This window comes from Photobacterium sp. GB-72 (assembly GCF_003026095.1).
Classification (GTDB): Bacteria; Pseudomonadota; Gammaproteobacteria; order Enterobacterales; family Vibrionaceae; genus Photobacterium.
Genome location: NZ_PYNV01000017.1, coordinates 19,956 through 38,921 on the forward strand (window position 1 = coordinate 19,956; position 18,966 = coordinate 38,921).

Consider the following 18,966-nt stretch of genomic DNA (forward strand, 5'->3'; position numbering starts at 1 on the left):
CGTTATCTTAGTTGAGCATGTTTTTAGTAAAATAACTCTACACAGACAATTTTACGCTCTTAAGTCACCATTTTGTTAATTTTGTGTCAATTATTTTATTCTTGTGATGAGGATTTTTGATCTTCTTTGGTAATTATAAAGTGCTTTTTTTGCCATTGGCAGCCTATCTACATCACATTCAGAAAAGCCCTGTTCGCGGAACCAGTGTAAGCTTCGAGTGGTTAATACAAATAAGTGTTCGAGGTTTTGTTGGCGCGCTTGTAGGCATAACTCATTAAGCAGTAATACACCGCGATTATCATCCCTAAAGTCAGAATGAATCGCGACACAAGCCATTTCAGCCATTTTCTCTTCAGGAAAGGGATAAAGCGCAGCACAGCCGATAATTAAATTGTCACGCTCTACAATCGTAAATTGAGTAATTTCTTGCTCGAGTTGTTCTCGGGAGCGTCGAACTAAAATTCCGTCTTGCTCTAATGGTTGGATCAGATCCAGAATACCACCAATGTCGTTAATGTTGGCGCGTCGCACTTTTTCTGCGCTCGCCATTACAATTTGGGTACCGATACCATCAAGAGAAAAAAGCTCTTGAATTAATGCCCCATCTTCTTTGTAGCTGATCAGGTGGCTGCGAGGAACGCCAGCTCGACAAGCACTAATAGCACCACGTAAGAAACGCCCAGTACCACAGTCCTGCGCTCGCTGTGCGACAAGTTTTTGATGGATATGATCGGCTTCGTTTGGCAGTAATTCAGAGATAATTTCATTGTTATCGCCCACGACTCCTTGCTCTGAGCAGAAACCAATAAGTTTGTCGGCTTTTAAGCGGATAGCTACTTGGGTTGCGACTTCTTCAGAGGTGAGGTTAAAGCATTCTCCGGTTACTGAACTCGCGATTGGGCCGAGTAGTACAATGGAACCTTGCTCTAACTGACGTTTAATCGCATCGGTATCAATACGACGAATTTTTCCACTATGACAATAATCTACACCGTCATCGACCCCGAGAGGTTGGGCGATAATAAAATTACCACTAATGATATTAATCTGCGCGCCAGCCATTGGAGTATTATGGATCCCCATTGAAAAGCGAGCGGTGATATCTAACTGAAGTTGTCCCGCTGCTTGCTTGGCAATTTCTAATGCTCGTTCATCGGTAATACGGATCCTTTTATGATAAGGAGAATGACAATCTTGCTCTGCCAGTAATGTACTGATTTGTGGGCGAGCACCGTAGACAATAACGATTTGAATGCCTAGGCTATTAAGTAGTGCGATATCATTGACGATATTATCGAAATTGGGATCGGCAAATGCCTCTCCACCTACCATGATCACCATGGTTTTTCCAACATGCGCATTTAGGTAGGGAGCTGATTGTCTGAATCCTTTAACCAGCGGTGTACTACGTCTTTTCACTATCTGACATCCATGTACAAAAAATTTATATGGATAAAGTAAATTAATTTGTCAATTTGTACAGTATTTAAGTGATAGTATTTACAAGATGTTATGGCGGTGATCTTTAATTAACATTGCGAACAATCTGTTAGTTTAAATTGTATTAGTAGTTTTTGTGGAGGTGATAATTGGATAAAGTACAATCATCTAAAGCCAGTACTTATTATCTGATGACAAAACATTCACAAACAATTATTTTGATCTTGCTATTAGTCGCTGGTTTAGCACTCACTGGCCTGTTTGTATCTAAAGCAGCATTATCTTCTTGGCTAAAGCCCCCTTCATCTGAAGCCATATATGGCTATTGGAAAGAGCATGATGTCGCGCAATATGTGGCAGAAAGTTTTGAGATCCGCCCGCTGGGTATTTATCGTGATGGAAGGCTAGTGACGACACAGTATTGCTGGGATGGTCAAACATTGAGCTATCAATTAGGTGAACAGCATTACTCTTATCTTTATCATGATAATAACTTTATTCGTCAGCAGCCTGCACATTACATTTCTACATTTGTACGCACACCATTACTACTTAATTAGATCAGTTTTAGTAGCTCATGGATGGAACTTTGTTTGAGTGCTATTTGTCTCAAGAGATCAGCTATCTGTGGCGTACCGCCAAGACAATGCTGGATCACGTGGTTAATTTGGTGTTGAGGGACTCCTTCGCTAGTTAAATTTCTGATCCACTGGTATTCAATAGCATTGGGATCTAACAAGGTATCTTTGCCAACTTTAAGTGGTGATTGCATCTCTTTATATCCTTATGAGTGCGTTATTTTTATTATTAGTTTGTGAGTTGTTTATTTTTTGTGACGATTTTATTAAATCGCTTGTATGTGACAATAATATGACACTGGATGAATCATTAATAATATAAATATCTATATTCGTTGAATGAAAATGTAAGCACTGCAATGAAATTTAGATATAAATATGACTTAAGATTATTACGTTATATTGTTATTGATTTGCTACTATTGCCTTCATTCACATATATCTACCATATTAGCTGTATCTCGCATTTTAAAATTTTATAGGCTTATCTATCGTGTTACGTAAAGCAGCAATCGCTATTATTATGTTTGGTTTAGTTGGTTGCGCATCGAATAATGATGCACAATCAACCAATGAACAAACCGCTATTCAAAAAAATCCATTAGCTCACCAATATCTTGGTAACTATTTTCCACATGTATTAAATCGTGTTTCAACCATTAAGTCAGATAAGCAGCGCGATTACACAACCTTTGCTCCCCAAGCTGAAATGGTAGTCACACGTTCTCCATCAATGGCACGCAAATATGGCCCGTTATACAAGCAACTAGAAAAGTGGATCAGTGCGGGTGGTGATCCAAGTAAACTGGCTAGTTACGGTATTGAAGCGGCGCAAATGGGCGGTGGTGATAATAAAGGTAACGTAATGTTTACTGGTTATTATTCACCTGTTATTGAACTTCGTCATACACCAAATGCAGAGTTCCGTTACCCTGTATATGCAATGCCTAAGTGTAATGGTCGTTGCCCATCTCGCGCTGAAATTTACAATGGTGCGTTAAAAGGCAAGGGCTTGGAGTTAGGTTACAGCAAATCCATGCTAGATATTTTCATGATGGAAGTTCAAGGTAGTGGCTTTGTGCATTATGAAGACAATGATCAATTAGAATACTTTGGTTATAACGGTAAAAATGGTCACCGTTATGTGAGTATTGGTCGAGTATTGATTGATCGTGGTGAAGTGCCGAAAGAAAAAATGTCACTGAAAGCCATTCAAGAGTGGGTATCTACCCATAGTGATGCTGAAGTACGTGAACTATTAGAGCAAAATCCATCATTTGTTTTCTTTAAACCAACGAAAACGTTAGATGTTAAGGGTAGCGCGGGGATTCCGTTGCTTGCTAATGCTGCTGTGGCGGCAGATCGAAAATATATTCCTATGGGCTCTGCGTTGCTTGCAGAAGTACCCGAGCTTGATGCTCAAGGTAACTGGACGGGTAAACACGTTTTACGCCTGTTACTTGCGTTAGACACGGGTGGTGCTGTGAAGAAAAATCACCTCGATCTTTACCATGGTATGGGTAAGCAAGCAGGCACTGATGCGGGTCACTACAAGCACTTTGGTCGTGTATGGCGTTTAGGCTTAGAAGGAACTGCAACACAAGACCCTTGGCTTAAGCCATAGTTTGGTACTGTTAGAAAGCATTTCCAACAAGCTTGAGTGATGCTAACAACTGGACAATCCTATTAAGAGTGCGTATAAAAACGCACTCTTTCTTTATCCATCAGATCAGTGAAGAAATACTATGCGCGAACTTGATACCCCAGCATCCGACAGTTATAACCAACGTTTTGGCGGCACACGTCGTTTATACGGCAATAGCGAAGTAGACATTCTTCGTGCTGCACACGTGTGTGTGATTGGTATTGGTGGTGTAGGTTCATGGGCGGCAGAAGCGTTAGCGCGTTCAGGTATTGGTGAGCTTACCCTGATTGATATGGATGATGTGTGTGTGACGAATATTAATCGTCAAATTCATGCCATGACAGGGACGGTAGGTAAAAGCAAAATTGAAGTGATGGCTGAGCGTATTCACCTAATCAATCCTGAATGTAAGGTCAATTTGATTGACGATTTCATCACACCTGAAAATCAAGCTGAATACTTGTCAAAAGATTTTGATTACGTGCTCGATGCAATAGATAGCATGAAGCCAAAAGCGGCACTGCTGTCATACTGTAAGAGTAATAAAATTAAGGTGATCACCACAGGTGGTGCTGGCGGTCAAATGGACCCAACACAAATTCAGATCGCTGATTTGACCAAGACAATCCAAGATCCATTGGCGAAGAAGTTACGTGATACCTTGCGTCGTCATCATAACTTCCCTAAAAACCCAAAACGTAAGTTTGGTATTGATTGCGTATTTTCAACAGAGCAACTGAAGTACCCACAAGCCGACGGCTCTGTGTGTGCAGTAAAAGCGACAGCAGAAGGGCCCAAGCGTATGGATTGCGCGAGTGGTTTTGGCGCGGCAACCGTTGTGACTGCAACGTTTGGTTTTGTCGCGGTATCACAAATATTACGTAAGCTTATCGAAAAACATAAACAGTAATCGATAGGCAGTGACATGAAAAAGGCAGATCATATGATCTGCCTTTTTTGTTGCTGTGCTATTTCTAGGACTGATAAATCTTGTTTAGCGTGCGAGTTGTTTTATTTGCTCAACAATCGCTTTTAACCCATTGCCACGAGACGGACTCAAATGGGCAATTAAACCGAGTGAATCAAAGTAGCCATCAATATCAAATTCACTGATCTCTGTACGCGTTTTACCGTGATAAGCGGCAAGTACGAGTGTTATTAAGCCGCGAACAATACGCGCGTCAGAATCAGCTTGAAAATAAAAGTGATCGCCAACTTGCTGGTGGCGAAGCCAAACTTGCGATTCACAACCACTGACTTTTAACTGCTCATCTTTGTCTTCTTCTGCCATTACCGGCAGTTTCTTACCTAGCTGAATGACAGTACGGTAGCGATCTTCCCAGCCTGAAGCGTTTTGCATTTGAGCCACAATGTCTGTATCTGAAATGTCGGTGCCGAAAGGGTGATGGGGAAGTGTAAGTTCAGTCATAGTATTCAATCCAGATAACCGCATTAAAGTAAATCACAAGCTTTATGTAGTGCAGTGATAAAGCGCTCTACATCTTGCTCGGTGTTATAAAGCGCTAATGATACGCGTAATGTTCCTGTTAAGCCTAGTGCATCAAGCATGGGATGTGCACAGTGGTGACCAGCACGCAGCGCGATATTTTGCTGATCAAGCAAGGTCGCAATATCTTGATGGTGCACCCCATCAACGACAAAAGAGAATAAACTTGCCTTCGGTTGTAATCCTATAATACGTAAGCCATCAATATTTTTAATGCCTTCGATGGCTTTGTGGCGCAAGTTTTCAATATGTACTTCAGCGCCTTGTCTATCTAGTTTCTTGAGCCAATTAATTGCTGCGGCTAACGCTAAACATCCCGCTACATTTGGGGTGCCAGCTTCAAATTTACCCGGTAGTGCAGCGAAAGTTGTACCTTCAAAAGAGACTTTTTCCACCATTTTACCGCCGCCGTGCCAAGGTGGCATTGTTTCAAGTAGCGCTTGCTTGCCATAAAGAACGCCAATACCAGCCGGGGCATAAATTTTATGGCCTGAGAACACATAGAAGTCAGCATCAAGTGCAGTGACATCGATATCTTCATGAGCAATACCTTGTGCGCCATCAATTACAGCAATGGCGCTGTGCTGGTGAGCTGCGTGAATGATTTCTTCAATTGGGTTACGGGTACCCGTAACATTGGTAATGTGGGCGACTGCGACGATTTTTGTTTTATCCGATAGGAGCGAATAAAACGCATCTAGATCTAAAGTACAGTCATCGCGCATCGGGATTTTAATGACGCGTGCACCGGTTTCTGCCGCTATCATTTGCCATGGCACGATATTGGCGTGATGCTCTAATTCACTGACTAGAATTTCATCTCCTGCCGTTAGATTTGCGCGGGCATAAGTTTGAGCAATTAAATTTAATGCTTCTGTTGCGCCACGTGTCCAAATAATTTCTTTGCTGTGCGCTGCGCCAATGAAGTGTTGTACGGTTTCTCTTGCTTGTTCAAAGCGCAGCGTCGCATTTGCTGTGAGGCTATGACTGCCACGATGCACATTGGCATTATAACCACGATAGTACTCAGTGATTGTATCAATAACCACGGCTGGCTTTTGTGCGGTTGCTGCGCTGTCTAGGTACACTGGCGGTAATTCACCATCTGTGTGTTGCAAGGCAGGGAATTGAGCCAAAATAGTTGAGATATCAAATTGAGAGGTCATGGTTGTTCACATAGCTAAGATTGAACGAAGGATCATGCTAATAAATAAGTCAGAGAGCAAGTATTGATGGCTTTATATTGATAAAAAAATAGCACTGCGTTGGGGCGCAGTGCTAAAAATAGCTTTGACTTTATAGTCAAAAATACAGGAAATAAAGGATGGTTATTCCATCCGTCCGAAAGGATTCGGATAATATGCAAACACAACACGCAATATTGATTAAGCTGGTTAGCCAGAGGGCAAAGAACAGAGGATTAAATCAATATTGCGTAGAGATAATAGGGTTTCTCTAGTAGTTGAACAATGGACAATTTATAATGTTCAGGATTAAAAAAACTAATGCATTAAATAGTCGAGAAAAGTATGTCTAGACGTTTACCTCCGCTCAACTCATTAAAGGTGTTTGAGGCGGCAGCAAGACACTTGAGTTTTACTCGTGCTGCTGAAGAATTATTTGTTACTCAAGCCGCAGTTAGTCATCAAATTAAAGCGTTAGAAGAATTTCTAGGCTTAAAGTTATTCCGCCGTCGTAATCGTTCTCTATTGCTAACAGAGGAAGGACAGGGCTACTTTCTCGATATAAAAGATATCTTTTCAGCGATATCTGATGCGACTGATAAGGTCTTGGAACGAGGTGCTAAAGGTGCATTAACCATTAGTTTACCTCCTAGTTTTGCCATCCAATGGTTGGTACCACGTTTAACCGATTTTAATGAACAACACCCTGATATTGACGTGCGTATTAAGGCGGTCGATTTAGATGAAGGGTCGCTCACCGACGATGTCGATGTGGCGATTTACTATGGTCGAGGTAATTGGTCTGGCCTGCGTGCCGATAAATTATATCAAGAGTTCATGATGCCTGTTTGTTCGCCAATGCTGCTGACAGGGGCGAAACCGCTGCGCACATTAGATGATTTAAAACTACACACCTTGTTACACGATACTTCTCGAAAAGAGTGGAAGAATTATGTTCGTCATTATGATGTGCAAGGGGTTAACGTTAACCAAGGGCCTATTTTTAGTCACTCAACCATGGTGCTACAAGCTGCGGCTCATGGCCAGGGAATTGCGCTGGGAAATAATGTATTAGCGCAACCAGAATTAGAAGCTGGGCGCTTGGTGTGTCCATTTGATGAAGTGTTAGTGAGTAAAAACGCGTTCTATTTTGTTTGCCAAGAGCGCCAAGCTGATACTGGGCGAATTCAAATATTTAGAGATTGGGTGTTAGCCAAAGCACGTCGTGAACAAGAGGATATGCCTGATGTCGAACTTAGCCAGTGAATACATAATTAACGAACCTAAATCAGGTACCGCTGAAGCAACATTTTTGTTTGCTCATGGTGCAGGGGCGGGAATGGATCATGCTTTTATGATGGCAGTCGCTGAAGGTTTAGCACTGCAAGATATTCGGGTAGTACGGTTTAATTTTCCATATATGGTTAAACGTGCTGAAGATGGTAAAAAGCGACCGCCTGATCGCCAACCAAAACTCTTGATTGATTTTCAACGTCATATCGAAACCTTTGCAGGCAGTTCGTTAGTCATTGGCGGTAAATCAATGGGCGGTAGAATGGCGAGTATTATGGCAACAGAGGTTGCCGCTCAAAGCCCGGATGTAGAAAACTGCGCAGCGAAGGTGAAAGGCGTAGTGTGTTTAGGTTTTCCTTTTCATCCGCCGGGGAAACCTGAAAATTTTCGTGGTGATCATTTGGCGTCGATTACGGTACCCACATTGATCCTACAAGGTGAGCGAGACACGTTTGGTACTAAAGCAGAAATAGCACAATGGGCGTTTTCTCCCAATGTCGAGGTTGCGTTTCTTCCTGACGGTGATCATAGTTTTAAACCGCGAAAAGCCTCTGGTTTTACGGAAGCTAACAATATAGCAACGGCCATTGAGCGATTAGCGCGGTTTATTAAGGAGTGCTGTGGTGACTGAACCATTACAAAACCGAACGCGTTGGATGCTCTTTGTCGCGGCAATGAGTGGTGCATTAACGGTGGGGTTAGGGGCATTTGCTGCACACGGCTTAAAGCAGCATTTATCGCCTTATTTACTCGATGTATTTAAGACTGGCGTACAATATCAAGCGTGGCATACATTCGCGTTATTGGGTTGTGGAATATTGACACGCTTTTTGTCTTCAAAAGCTGTATCATACGCCGCTCTGTTTTTCACCCTTGGTATAATCTGTTTTAGTGGCAGTTTATATGCATTGGCATTAACAGGCATTAAGTGGTTTGGTCCCATCACACCGATGGGCGGAGTATGTTTTATTATTGGCTGGGTAATGCTTGCAGTAGCAGCCTGGCGTTCAGCTTGAGGGTTCCAACGTGAATCATGTTTTATTGTATTGTCGTCCTGGCTTTGAAAAAGAATGTGCAGGTGAAGTTCAAGACAAAGCAAATACGCTGGAATTGTTTGGTTTCCCTCGGGTAAAAAACAATTCAGGTTATGTGTTATTTGAATTTTATCAAGCAGGTGATGCGGATAAATTTATTCAGCTACAACCATTTTCACAGTTAATCTTCGCACGTCAAATGTTTGCGGCATCACAGATGTTAACGGATTTACCGGCTGATGATCGTATTTCTCCGATCTTAGAAGTGATTGGTGATGACTTCCCACGTTGTGGTGATCTCCGTGTTGAAACACCAGATACCAATGAAGCGAAAGAGTTATTAAAATTCTGTCGTAAGTTTACGGTGCCACTTCGTCAAGCAATGCGTAAGCGTGAGATTTTATACGCGAAAGATAACAACAAAAAGCCTGTGCTACATGTGTGTTTCGTCGCACCGGGTTGTTGTTTTGTAGGTTATTCATATACATCGAATAACTCACAGTTCTTTATGGGCATTCCCCGCTTAAAATTCCCAGCAGATGCGCCAAGTCGCTCAACGTTGAAATTAGAAGAAGCATTTCACGTATTTATTCCTCGCCACGAGTGGGATGAGCGTTTAGCGCCAGGTATGTGGGGGGTTGATTTAGGTGCTTGTCCTGGTGGGTGGACATATCAATTGGTGAAACGCTCGATGTTTGTTCACGCGATTGATAATGGCGCAATGGCACAAAGCTTGATGGATACAGGTCAAGTTAAATACCATGCCGTTGATGGTTTTAAATTTGAGCCAGCACGTAAAAACGTTACGTGGATTGTTTGTGACATGATTGAAAAGCCAGCGCGTGTGGCTCACTTAATGGGTGAGTGGTTAATTAAAGCGTGGGCAAAAGAAGCGATCTTTAACTTAAAACTACCTATGAAAGGTCGTTATGATGAAGTGCTTCAAGATATTGAAAACCTGAAAGTATTTCTTATTCAAAATGGTGTGAAGTTCAAGCTACAGGCTAAGCATTTATACCACGATCGCGAAGAAATTACGGTTCACATTCAGCGTCTAGATACACGCTCTCCACACTAAAATAGATTCAAAAGATAAGCCAATTTTGCTTGGCTTATCTTTTATTGGGGATATTTATGACCAAAGAAACCTCACATAAAACAAATTTAGTCTTTTTTTATTCAGAGGGTGCTCCCAATGATAATGCTTTAGACTTATGTGAAAATAAGCAGTTAGTGCTAGATGCCGCGAAAGATCATGTTGATAATATTAGTTACTACACGCCTAAAAAGTTAAGAGATCTTGGATTTGAAGGTTATGTAAGAGAATATGATAGTTCTGGTTTAGTCTCTCAAAACCCTGGAATGTCTAAAATTGGTTTTTGTGCTTGGCGTCCACTTATTTTATTGCTTGAAATGGAAAGGATGAATGAAGGTGATATCTTAATTTACCGTGATTCTAATATTCTAAAATATAGAAAGCTATCTAATTATAATGATATTAAAAATATTGCGGAGCAATGTTTAACATTATGTGGGTTTGATTTTTTTATTCCTCATCATGATTCTTTAATAAAAAACCGAGAATTAACTAAAACAAATATTATTAGAGAACTCGGAGAGGATAACTTTTTTTCATATGAATACCCTGCACTGCAGGCTGCGTTTATTGTAATAAGAAAATCGGAAGCCTCCATACAGTTGTTACAAGAGTGGCTTGACGCGTGTAGTAACGAAGAGTGGATAAACGGTAAACAGTATGGTGAGTTAGATTCGCAATTTCACCACTCTACACCTGAACAAGCAATACTGAGTATAATAATTGCAAACTGGGTAAGGAAAGGAATTCACAATATACCTGTGACTTACCCTTTAATATCTATTAGAGCAGGTAGAGATATAAATAAGATTACTTTTAGAACCGACTTTTCATATCTAACTATTTTAAATAAAAGTAATGCTGAGTATATTAATCTACCCAGCTATATAAATAAAAAAAATATTAAAGGGTTACTTGAATTTTCAAGTACATTAATATCAAATTTTATATTAAAGAAAAATTACGAAATATTAAAATCATATAATAAGATTAAACCTAGCAAAAGTATCAATGATAAAATTATCTCTCTTAGAGAAAAGCTGGGTAAAGAATAATAATTCTTTAATCATAAGCTATCACATATTATTAATATGATAGCTTATGATATTTAGTATGTTTTGTTTATTGTGGCATGATATAACGAATATCTTGTAGGTTAAAACCTAACTCTAAATCAGTTTTTAAACTTGATACCGCTTTACTTGCAAGTGCCACATCGTGGTGACCATCAATTTTCTTTTTCCATTTAGCAGGCAGATCATTTGCTGCCAAAATAGTTTCTAGCGTTGGGTATAGGTTGAGTAACTCTACAGCGGCTTTAGGACCGATACCTGCAACACCAGGGATCTTACTCGAACTTATCCCAGCAAGTCCCCAATAATCCGTTAGCTTCTCTGGCGCTACGCCATATTCCTTTTCAATAAAAGCACTATCGAGCCAGCGTTCTTGGAAGTAATCACGAATGCGCAGTGTCGGTTGTAATAACTGGCAGTAACCTTTATCCGTTGAAATGATGGTGACTTGCTCACCGCGAGAGGCGACTTTTAGCGCAAGGGTGGCGACGAGATCATCGGCTTCATCACCATCAGAGAGCAGTGAATCAATGCCTATCTCCATAAAGGCATCTTGAATAATATCCATTCCTGTCATGAGTTCATCAGGCATGGGTTTTCTTCCTTCTTTGTAGTGAGGAAGAAGTTCAGCTCGCCAGCCACGATCATCACCATGATGATCGAATACTGCCACAATATGGGTTGGTTGGCTGATCTTGATGATTTTTTTCAGTGCTCGACAACAAGTCTCAGCTGTCGCTTTTACATCAGGTTCACCGGGACGAGCCGCATGAACACGACGAATGAGATTAAGAGCATCAATAACAACAAGGTGGATAGCCATAAACAAATTCTTTGTAAATAAAAAGGAGCACTAAAGCTCCTTATTGTACGCAATTATAATCATCGATGTTGTGATTATTTTGTTGCTTTATTGGCTGTTATAATTTCATAACAGGGTTCATATTTGCTGCCGGGTAACTTCATTCGTTGCTGTTTAACGAAATCTTGTAACAGCTTATCCATCCGATCCATTAAATATTTATCACCATCAATTTTGAAGCGGCCATGGCGTTCAATTTCATGAATACCTTCTTCTTTGACGTTACCTGCGACAATGCCAGAGAAAGCACGGCGAAGGTTGGCTGCCAGTTTATCAACGGGTTGATCCATATGCAGATCCAAATTTGCCATTGCTTCATGAGTGGGGGCAAAAGGCATCTGAAATTCTGCAGGGATCTTGAGTGACCAATTAAAGCAGTAAGCATCTCCGATTTCTCGACGATGTTCTTTAACCTTGGTCATAGCGGTTTTCATAACTTTTGCGACTTGTTCAGGATCGTCAATGATGATCTGATAATGCTTGGTTGCTTCTTCGCCTAAAGTATTCTGAATAAAATCATCAAGCGTACGGAAGTAATCTTCACTTTCTTTCGGCCCTGTTAATACTACCGGCATCGGTTGTTCGGCATTTTCAGGCTGCATCAGCACCCCTAGAATATAGAGCAATTCTTCCGCAGTACCAGCGCCGCCCGGGAAAATAATAATACCGTGTCCAACGCGAACAAAAGCTTCTAGGCGCTTCTCAATATCAGGTAGAATTACTAATTCATTAACGATTGGGTTTGGTGGCTCTGCGGCAATAATTGAGGGTTCCGTTAACCCTATAAAACGACTGCTGCCATAACGTTGCTTCGCATGACCGATAGCAGCGCCTTTCATTGGCCCTTCCATTGCGCCAGGCCCACAACCGGTACATACATTGAGCTCACGAAGACCAAGTTCATTACCCACTTCACGGGTGTATTGGTATTCAGTAGGGTTGATAGAGTGACCGCCCCAACAAACAACAATATTGGGATCTTCACCAGCATGAAGGGTACGAGCATTACGCAATAAGCTAAAGACAAAATCAGTGATGTGTGGCGCACTACTAAGATCTATATCGTTACGACGAGCAACATGCATATCGACATAAATAATATCGCGCAATACTGAGAACATATGCTCTTGAATACCCGTAATGATCTTACCATCTACAAACGCATGCTCAGGTGGGTTGACCAACTCTAACTTGATACCACGTTCGCGACGTTTTAGGTTGATATCAAAATCTTTGTTTTTTTCTAATAGCTCTTTTGAGTTATCGGTATGGCTACCGGAATTCAGTACTGCCAGTGAACAGTTACGATATAGGCGGTATAAGTCACTGGAAGCGGTTGCTTTTAAGCTATCAACTTCTATTTGGGAAAGCAGGGACATAGCCCCTACAGGACTGATATGTGTGATCATAGTAACCTCCCTGGAAACAATGAAAGCTCAGTTTGGTTCTTGCTATATGCGAAAATCAAGCAGAGTATGTTGATGATTTTGAGGTTATTCCCCCATCAGGTATCTACGATAGAAGGTGTTTGGAGGAAGCACTAAAATAGTGTTTGTTTTTATTACCATACACAGTGAATATGCATTTGACTAGATGTTAATAAAAAAAATCAGACGTCTGTTTTCACTATCATATTACGTTTTAAGAAAGGTATTTAAGCAAAAGTGTTTGCTTAGCGTTTTAAGAGATCCAAATTAAGCGATTAGTGCCAGCACTTTTTGCGCTTGCTAATGCTTTTACGGTTCGCTCGATAACAACATGATGGTCATCATTACCTTCAAATAAGGTCGCGCCGATAGAGACCGAAATAGACAGGTTTTGGTCTTTAAATCGGAAGGGGAGTTGGCTGATAGCCTCTCGAATATTAGCAAGCTTTTTATTGCGAGTTTGTTCATCACAATCTGGCATGATAAGCATAAATTCATCGCTGCTAAAACGTGCTAAATAATCCGTGTCAGATAAACATTGTTGAATTTTTTTAGCGATAATTTTTAATGCTTTATCACCAGCAAGGTGACCAAATTTATTGTTGATCTCACCGAAACTATCAACATCAATAAGCGCAACAGGTAGTGCATATTCATAACGTTTCCAGTTGTGATATTCATGCTCAATACGATCCATAAATGCATTACGGTTATAGGCTAGAGTTAATGAGTCTCGTAGCATGCTTTGTTCTTGATCATGCAGACGTTGACGATAATTATGGGTTTGTTGGATCAACTGTTGAATTTGTTTTTCGTTATGTTGCTGTTGCTCAATCAGTGCTCGCTCTCGTTCTTGAAGTGCGATATTTCTTTCAACAATGCTGTCTATCTCGTTTGCAGCAGCATGAAGCGTTGGACGTTTATCTTCAAGGTTGGCGTTATCAGATAAGCTTATTTTTAGTTGTTGGGTAACCTGTGATAATTCGTTATCCAACTCGCTTCTGTGTTGATGTAATATATGCGATTTGTCTGCAGTTTGATGGGTATCTTTGTGCAGTTCGGCTAAGTCACTATTAATATTATTAAGAAAGCTTTGTGAAGCTTGGCGTTCATACAACGTGGCATCTAATATCAAACGCAATACTTGGAACTGAATTTTTGTCAGTTGTTGAGTATCAAGCTCGTTGTTAAGTTGAGATTTGATCTCAATCAGCTGATTACCATGCTCACCGTTAAAATCTATTTCAGTAATAAGATGTTGTAACTCGGCAACTAGCTCTAGATGATGTGTCGACTTTTCTACAACGTCTGCTGGATGGGTAACTTTGGTCGCAGAACCTAGTTTTATCGTTCGCTCATAAAGTTCTAACAAACGTAAAATACGGCGATGGTTGTCGAGTAAAACACCTGAGTCATGGTTCAGTACGGCGCGTAGATCACGTCGTAACTGAACAGGTAAATCACGGTGGCGAGAAAGCGTTTCTCCCGCTTGATGAATTTTTTGATTTAAACGTAGATTCTGTTTATGAACAATATCCGCTTGTTGATTAACTAAACGTTCAATAACAGCTAAGCGAGGGATAAGTTTACTGATATCTGTCGGTTGTTCTAACTCGTGACGAATACTTTCTAAACGCTCATCGAGTTCAGAATTTATTCCTTTACAAGCGATAACTAATCGTGTAATGAGGCGTTTTAAGATCACGATTTCACGGCGTGACTTTAAAGAGGCATCACGATAAGAAAGTTGAGCTTGATCTAAGCGTTGCTTCAAGTTACTCACTTCAGAAACAACCGAATTAATATCTGTCACAGGATTACGTATTCATCATTAGCATTAATATCTATCTTCTTCATTGAGCGTTTATTACCTCAATCCCTTAAATTTACACGTATCTCAACTATTTTCGACATTAAAAAAAAAAGCTTGAGTAACTTAACTTACATTTATGTCAGTACTGTGATCATTATTCCAGATAATATCGGATTTGGATGAGCTTCGTACTTTCACCAGCCCTTTATCAATGCCTTCAATGCAAGATCGACGAATGTCACCACAGACAAAGCTGGCTGCCGGTGCGGCATCGATAGCGCATAAATGTACCCAATGGCTACCCGGTTCGCTGTCATTCATTTTCACTCCCGCATTGACTGCCATCAATAAGATATCAATAAGCTCTTGATCATTAATCGCCGTATAAGCGCGGGGCAAGAATGGGTACTCTGCCATACCGATTTGAATATCATTATTGAGATTGTTTTTAAGCGCATAGTTATCAACCAGTTGCTGTAATGAATCCGCTAATTGTTTAGGATCGCAACTTAACCGTGCGTTCGGCTCTATATATAAGAACATGGCATCGGAGAAGTGATAGATCCTCGCCGGTTCTAACACTTGTTCTTGTAAATACAAACCAAAGGCCTTTTCGGCATCTAAGCCTTGCTTATAGCCTTGCTCTAAGTAAATTCGCTTTAAACAAGAGACTTCAAATAACGCAAAGCGTAATCGGTCACTTAGCGGTTCATTGATGATTTCACCTAAGTGCCACTGCTCAAAGTTAGCACTACTTTGCTGAAGTGAATTTGCTAAACGTGCATTGAGCATCCGTAAATTACGTAGACCACTACGGGGATGGGTATAATAATCCGTTCGCAGTTGCGCTAGTTGTTGCTTAAGTTGTTTATTCAGATGTTGGCGGCGAAGTAATAGCAGAAGCATAAAGGCTAAAACCCCAATTAAAACCATGGTAATTTTTTGCTGTTTATATAAGGCTTTTTCACTTTCAAATTGTTCACGCTCCATCTCTTCAAGCTTAAGCGAGCGTTCCATCATTTTTTGTTGTTGTTTAAATACTTCAACATTACTTCTTGCAATACTTTCTTGTTGGCCAGCATATAACTGTTCATAGCGGCGCTGACTTAATAACGCGTTGTAGTAATCATTTTGTTTTTCAAAGGCCTCAGAAAGAATGGATTCACCCAGGAGTTGTAATTTGACCGCGCCAATACGACTGGCTGAAATTAAACCTGCTTGAAGAGAGGTTACCGCATCATCGAGTTTGTTTTCAGCAAGCTCTAATTGACCTTGTAATATTTGGCTTTCAGCTACAATGTTTTCATTACCGGTTTGTAGTGCTAAGTTACGTGCCTGTACGATATAAGCTTCTGCTTTGGTGTAGTTGTATAAATGCAAATACACGCGAGCAATATTTAGACGTAACCGTGCGGAGCGAACATCGTGGTCAAGTTGGTTTTCTTGATCTAGCGCGTTGAAATAGTGAACCAGCGCTAAGTTATAACGCCCTTGTTGTTCATAAATAGAAGCAATTAATGTTAATGTCTTAGCTAGTTGCTGACTGCGCTTATAGCGCTCGAAAAACTCCCCCGCTTGGGTGGCATGATCGAGTGCTTTATCAAATACTTTTCGTTCATCAAATAATTCAGCTAAATAATAGTTAGCTTGGGCTATTTGTCCTTGATCATCCGTTTCTACCGCTAGCCAATAACCACTAAGTAGACGATCGAGTGCCATATCATAGTGGTGATGCTTTAAATAATGTTGCCCCAGTTTCAATTGGTAATTAATGAGCTCGTCTTGATCATCTAATGCCACTAAATAACCTTTGGCTTTGATATACAGTTTTTCTGCTTTTTCATCAGCACCAATACTTGATTCAATGTTGGCACGTAACATTAATGAACGATATTTAAGGACTTGAAGTTGCTTCGTTAGCTTGAGTGAGGGAGCTTTACGACTTTCAGTATCAATATTATCGAGCATTTTTAATGCAGTAGTGCTATTGCGAAGGTTTTCCCAATAGAATGTAGCTAGCAATAACTGGCTTTCATATAAAGGATAAATAAGGTGATGTTCAGTTGCGATTTTTTCAGCTTTTTTGATAACACCAATAGCTTGTTCTGAACGTTGTAAAATCGAGAGCGCTTTAGCTTGAATTTGGAGTGCATTCACCGTATTTAATGGTGTTCGGATAGTATGATCACTTTCTTCATTGATATGCACTCTAGCTGGGTCTTGAGGTTTACTTAAGCGACGTTGGCTAAGGTATTTTTGGGTGATAGAAAGTGCTCGCTCAGGCTGACTAAGTAGCAAGCTGTTAGCTTCAGAAAGCATCGGGACGGTGTAGGTTTTTGCTTGCAGGCTGAAAGAAATTGAGAACACAAAGAGAGCAGTGCAAAGCAAACGGCGAAAAAACATATCATCCCAATACAACAAAAAAAGAATAGGGTTGATTTTACTGGCTTAAGGCATCAAGTCCAGCAAAGACAGGTTTTTTGCTGGACTTAATGTTGATTTCGCTAACAGAGTCTAATTACTGGCGAGCGAGACGGAAGTTGTCGCTAGGTGATTTACCCATATTGGTACGATAAGGGTTAATATCTAAGCCACCACGGCGTGTATAACGTGCATATACCGTCAATAACTCGGGTTTACAGTATTTCATAATATCACTGAAAATACGCTCAACACATTGCTCATGGAATTCATTGTGATTACGGAACGAAACGACATAACGTAGCAATTTTTCACGATTAATACGTTTGCCTTTATAAGCAATACGAACACTGCCCCAATCAGGCTGGTTGGTGATCAGACAGTTTGATTTTAATAAATGGCTATGTAGGATTTCTTCTACTTCTTCCTCCTCGACACCATTTTCAAGTAGTGCAGGGTTGAAGTCATAATCCTCAATTTCGATATCTTGATCATCAATACAAGTACCAAAGAAGTTCACGATAGGTTGTTCGCTAAAATCTTCTAACGGTTGAATCGTGACATCAACATCAGCACCTGCACAACGTGACAGATCAATCTGCAGTGTGTCTGCGATACCTTGCCAACTTTCAAATCGTGTTTGATTAAAGCTATTAAGGTAAAGCTTGAAAGATTTAGATTCAATCAAGTTTGGACTTGAAGCTGGTAGACGTACTTCACCAATGGCAACTTGTGGTAGACCTTTGCTATTTAACCATGACAATTCGTACAACGTCCAAATATCATAGCCAGTGAAAGGGAGTGCATCATCACTAATATTGAGATCAGTACGGTTTAGGCTTCTCGGCACTGCTTGTAGTAGCGATGGGTCGTACTGATCTTTATACTCTGTGGTTTTACCAAGGGTTAAACCAGCTAATTCTTTAGCGTCTTTATATTTACTCATACTGTCTATGACACTCTTGGATTAGAATTGATAGTCCGTAAAAACGGTTTTCAAGTCTAAAGTTTACTGAATCTTTAATGAGGTTGCGAATGAATCATCCAGTTACCTGTGCTTTATCTGATTTTTCTTCTCGTTATTTGCAAGCATGGTGTGATGCAGATCGCGGTTTTCCAGAAAGTCAGGATCTTGTTGGCTTAGATTCACCTTGCGTTGTTCATGACTCTGGCGATGCTGTGACATGGAAACCTGAACTAAGAACCCCAATGGGGCGTTTAGACGGGGTTGAAAAAGGCATTGAACTGACATTGCATGACGATATTCATGCGTTTTACTGCTCACAGTTTAGTGGTGATATGCAGGCAAAATTTGGTGATATTGAGTTGGATTTACTACAAGCTTTTAATGAAGATGATATAGATCGTTTACAACAAAATATTTTAGGCCACTTAGTGACACAACGCCGTTTAAAGCTAAAGCCAACCGTCTTTATTGCCGCATTAGAAGCTGAGTTTGAAGTGATCTCTATCTGTAATTTAACGGGGAATGTCTTACGAGAAACGCTAGGTAAAGATATTCGTGAAGTGTTAGCGGTTAATGTTGAAGAGTTCTTAACTCAGTTAACCCCCGTAATAATAGAGGAATAAATA

18 protein-coding genes are annotated in these 18,966 nt (G+C 40.5%); 9 read left to right on the top strand and 9 right to left on the bottom strand.

From position 1 onward, the window contains the following. Positions 1 to 90: 90 nt before the first annotated feature. Entirely contained in the window at positions 91 to 1,419 is a 1,329-nt protein-coding gene (argA, locus tag C9J40_RS16955) for an amino-acid N-acetyltransferase (protein WP_107247507.1), read from the bottom strand. 170 nt (positions 1,420 to 1,589) lie between these two features. Between argA and C9J40_RS16960 the strand changes: the two genes are divergently transcribed. Then, complete coding sequence (locus tag C9J40_RS16960) at positions 1,590 to 2,000, top strand: DUF2850 domain-containing protein (protein ID WP_107247508.1); 411 nt, start codon at positions 1,590 to 1,592, stop codon at positions 1,998 to 2,000. Here C9J40_RS16960 and C9J40_RS16965 read toward each other — a convergent pair. Beyond that, a complete protein-coding gene (locus C9J40_RS16965) occupies positions 1,997 to 2,212 on the bottom strand; it encodes a hypothetical protein (RefSeq protein ID WP_005371580.1) in 216 nt (71 codons plus the stop codon). The genes C9J40_RS16960 and C9J40_RS16965 overlap by 4 nt on opposite strands. Before the next feature lie 299 nt (positions 2,213 to 2,511). On the opposite strand from C9J40_RS16965, the gene mltA reads away from it, so the two are divergent. After that, complete coding sequence (gene mltA, locus C9J40_RS16970) at positions 2,512 to 3,642, top strand: murein transglycosylase A (RefSeq protein WP_107207741.1); 1,131 nt, start codon at positions 2,512 to 2,514, stop codon at positions 3,640 to 3,642. 121 nt (positions 3,643 to 3,763) lie between these two features. After that, positions 3,764 to 4,573 carry a tRNA cyclic N6-threonylcarbamoyladenosine(37) synthase TcdA gene (tcdA, locus tag C9J40_RS16975; RefSeq protein WP_045084836.1) on the top strand — a complete coding sequence of 270 codons (810 nt, stop codon included), beginning with the start codon at positions 3,764 to 3,766 and terminating at the stop codon, positions 4,571 to 4,573. Positions 4,574 to 4,657: 84 nt separating this feature from the next. Here the strand turns inward: tcdA and csdE are convergent, their stop codons facing one another. Both csdE and csdA read right to left on the bottom strand, forming a co-directional pair. After that, entirely contained in the window at positions 4,658 to 5,092 is a 435-nt protein-coding gene (gene csdE / locus C9J40_RS16980; protein WP_105060883.1) for a cysteine desulfurase sulfur acceptor subunit CsdE, read from the bottom strand. Between the two features lie 23 nt (positions 5,093 to 5,115). After that, a complete protein-coding gene (gene csdA, locus C9J40_RS16985; protein WP_107247509.1) occupies positions 5,116 to 6,336 on the bottom strand; it encodes a cysteine desulfurase CsdA in 1,221 nt (406 codons plus the stop codon). A gap of 363 nt (positions 6,337 to 6,699) precedes the next feature. Here csdA and C9J40_RS16990 point away from each other — a divergent pair, with 363 nt between their 5' ends. From C9J40_RS16990 to C9J40_RS17010, 5 genes are read left to right on the top strand one after another with little or no spacing between them, the layout of a single operon-like run. Further along, a complete protein-coding gene (locus tag C9J40_RS16990; RefSeq protein ID WP_005371607.1) occupies positions 6,700 to 7,620 on the top strand; it encodes a transcriptional regulator GcvA in 921 nt (306 codons plus the stop codon). Then, entirely contained in the window at positions 7,601 to 8,278 is a 678-nt protein-coding gene (locus C9J40_RS16995) for an alpha/beta family hydrolase (protein WP_107247510.1), read from the top strand. Before C9J40_RS16990 ends, C9J40_RS16995 begins: the two co-directional genes overlap by 20 nt. Positions 8,279 to 8,303: 25 nt before the next feature. Further along, a complete protein-coding gene (locus tag C9J40_RS17000; RefSeq protein ID WP_039872794.1) occupies positions 8,304 to 8,663 on the top strand; it encodes a DUF423 domain-containing protein in 360 nt (119 codons plus the stop codon). Positions 8,664 to 8,673: 10 nt separating this feature from the next. Beyond that, positions 8,674 to 9,759: a 23S rRNA (cytidine(2498)-2'-O)-methyltransferase RlmM gene (gene rlmM / locus C9J40_RS17005; protein WP_107207738.1), complete on the top strand. Its 1,086-nt coding sequence runs from the start codon at positions 8,674 to 8,676 to the stop codon at positions 9,757 to 9,759. 56 nt (positions 9,760 to 9,815) lie between these two features. After that, positions 9,816 to 10,832: a hypothetical protein gene (locus C9J40_RS17010; RefSeq protein ID WP_107247511.1), complete on the top strand. Its 1,017-nt coding sequence runs from the start codon at positions 9,816 to 9,818 to the stop codon at positions 10,830 to 10,832. A gap of 67 nt (positions 10,833 to 10,899) precedes the next feature. Here C9J40_RS17010 and xni read toward each other — a convergent pair whose 3' ends face one another. From xni to queF, 5 genes are all read right to left on the bottom strand, one after another. Beyond that, positions 10,900 to 11,673 (bottom strand): flap endonuclease Xni, encoded by a 774-nt coding sequence (gene xni, locus C9J40_RS17015; RefSeq protein WP_107247512.1) that lies wholly within the window; start codon positions 11,671 to 11,673, stop codon positions 10,900 to 10,902. Positions 11,674 to 11,747: 74 nt separating this feature from the next. After that, on the bottom strand, positions 11,748 to 13,121 hold the full coding sequence (ppnN, locus tag C9J40_RS17020; RefSeq protein WP_107247513.1) for a nucleotide 5'-monophosphate nucleosidase PpnN: 1,374 nt from the start codon (positions 13,119 to 13,121) through the stop codon (positions 11,748 to 11,750). Positions 13,122 to 13,392: 271 nt separating this feature from the next. Next, positions 13,393 to 14,952, bottom strand: coding sequence for a GGDEF domain-containing protein (locus C9J40_RS17025; RefSeq protein WP_107207734.1), 1,560 nt, complete (start codon positions 14,950 to 14,952; stop codon positions 13,393 to 13,395). Between the two features lie 123 nt (positions 14,953 to 15,075). After that, entirely contained in the window at positions 15,076 to 17,355 is a 2,280-nt protein-coding gene (locus C9J40_RS17030) for a tetratricopeptide repeat protein (RefSeq protein ID WP_107207733.1), read from the bottom strand. A gap of 115 nt (positions 17,356 to 17,470) precedes the next feature. Beyond that, positions 17,471 to 18,319: an NADPH-dependent 7-cyano-7-deazaguanine reductase QueF gene (queF, locus tag C9J40_RS17035; protein WP_107247514.1), complete on the bottom strand. Its 849-nt coding sequence runs from the start codon at positions 18,317 to 18,319 to the stop codon at positions 17,471 to 17,473. 89 nt (positions 18,320 to 18,408) lie between these two features. Here queF and syd point away from each other — a divergent pair, with 89 nt between their 5' ends. Continuing rightward, entirely contained in the window at positions 18,409 to 18,963 is a 555-nt protein-coding gene (gene syd / locus C9J40_RS17040) for a SecY-interacting protein (protein ID WP_107207731.1), read from the top strand. The last annotated feature ends 3 nt before the right edge of the window (positions 18,964 to 18,966 follow it).

Bases quoted from the DNA above. Each gene is read 5' to 3' on its own strand.
- C9J40_RS16965 (WP_005371580.1), bottom strand. From the start codon at position 2,212: ATGCAATCACCACTTAAAGTTGGCAAAGATACCTTGTTAGATCCCAAT.
- tcdA (WP_045084836.1), top strand. From the start codon at position 3,764: ATGCGCGAACTTGATACCCCAGCATCCGACAGTTATAACCAACGTTTT.
- csdE (WP_105060883.1), bottom strand. From the start codon at position 5,092: ATGACTGAACTTACACTTCCCCATCACCCTTTCGGCACCGACATTTCA.
- csdA (WP_107247509.1), bottom strand. From the start codon at position 6,336: ATGACCTCTCAATTTGATATCTCAACTATTTTGGCTCAATTCCCTGCC.
- C9J40_RS16990 (WP_005371607.1), top strand. From the start codon at position 6,700: ATGTCTAGACGTTTACCTCCGCTCAACTCATTAAAGGTGTTTGAGGCG.
- C9J40_RS16995 (WP_107247510.1), top strand. From the start codon at position 7,601: ATGTCGAACTTAGCCAGTGAATACATAATTAACGAACCTAAATCAGGT.
- C9J40_RS17000 (WP_039872794.1), top strand. From the start codon at position 8,304: ATGCTCTTTGTCGCGGCAATGAGTGGTGCATTAACGGTGGGGTTAGGG.
- C9J40_RS17010 (WP_107247511.1), top strand. From the start codon at position 9,816: ATGACCAAAGAAACCTCACATAAAACAAATTTAGTCTTTTTTTATTCA.
- xni (WP_107247512.1), bottom strand. From the start codon at position 11,673: ATGGCTATCCACCTTGTTGTTATTGATGCTCTTAATCTCATTCGTCGT.
- ppnN (WP_107247513.1), bottom strand. From the start codon at position 13,121: ATGATCACACATATCAGTCCTGTAGGGGCTATGTCCCTGCTTTCCCAA.
- C9J40_RS17030 (WP_107207733.1), bottom strand. From the start codon at position 17,355: ATGTTTTTTCGCCGTTTGCTTTGCACTGCTCTCTTTGTGTTCTCAATT.
- queF (WP_107247514.1), bottom strand. From the start codon at position 18,319: ATGAGTAAATATAAAGACGCTAAAGAATTAGCTGGTTTAACCCTTGGT.
- syd (WP_107207731.1), top strand. From the start codon at position 18,409: ATGAATCATCCAGTTACCTGTGCTTTATCTGATTTTTCTTCTCGTTAT.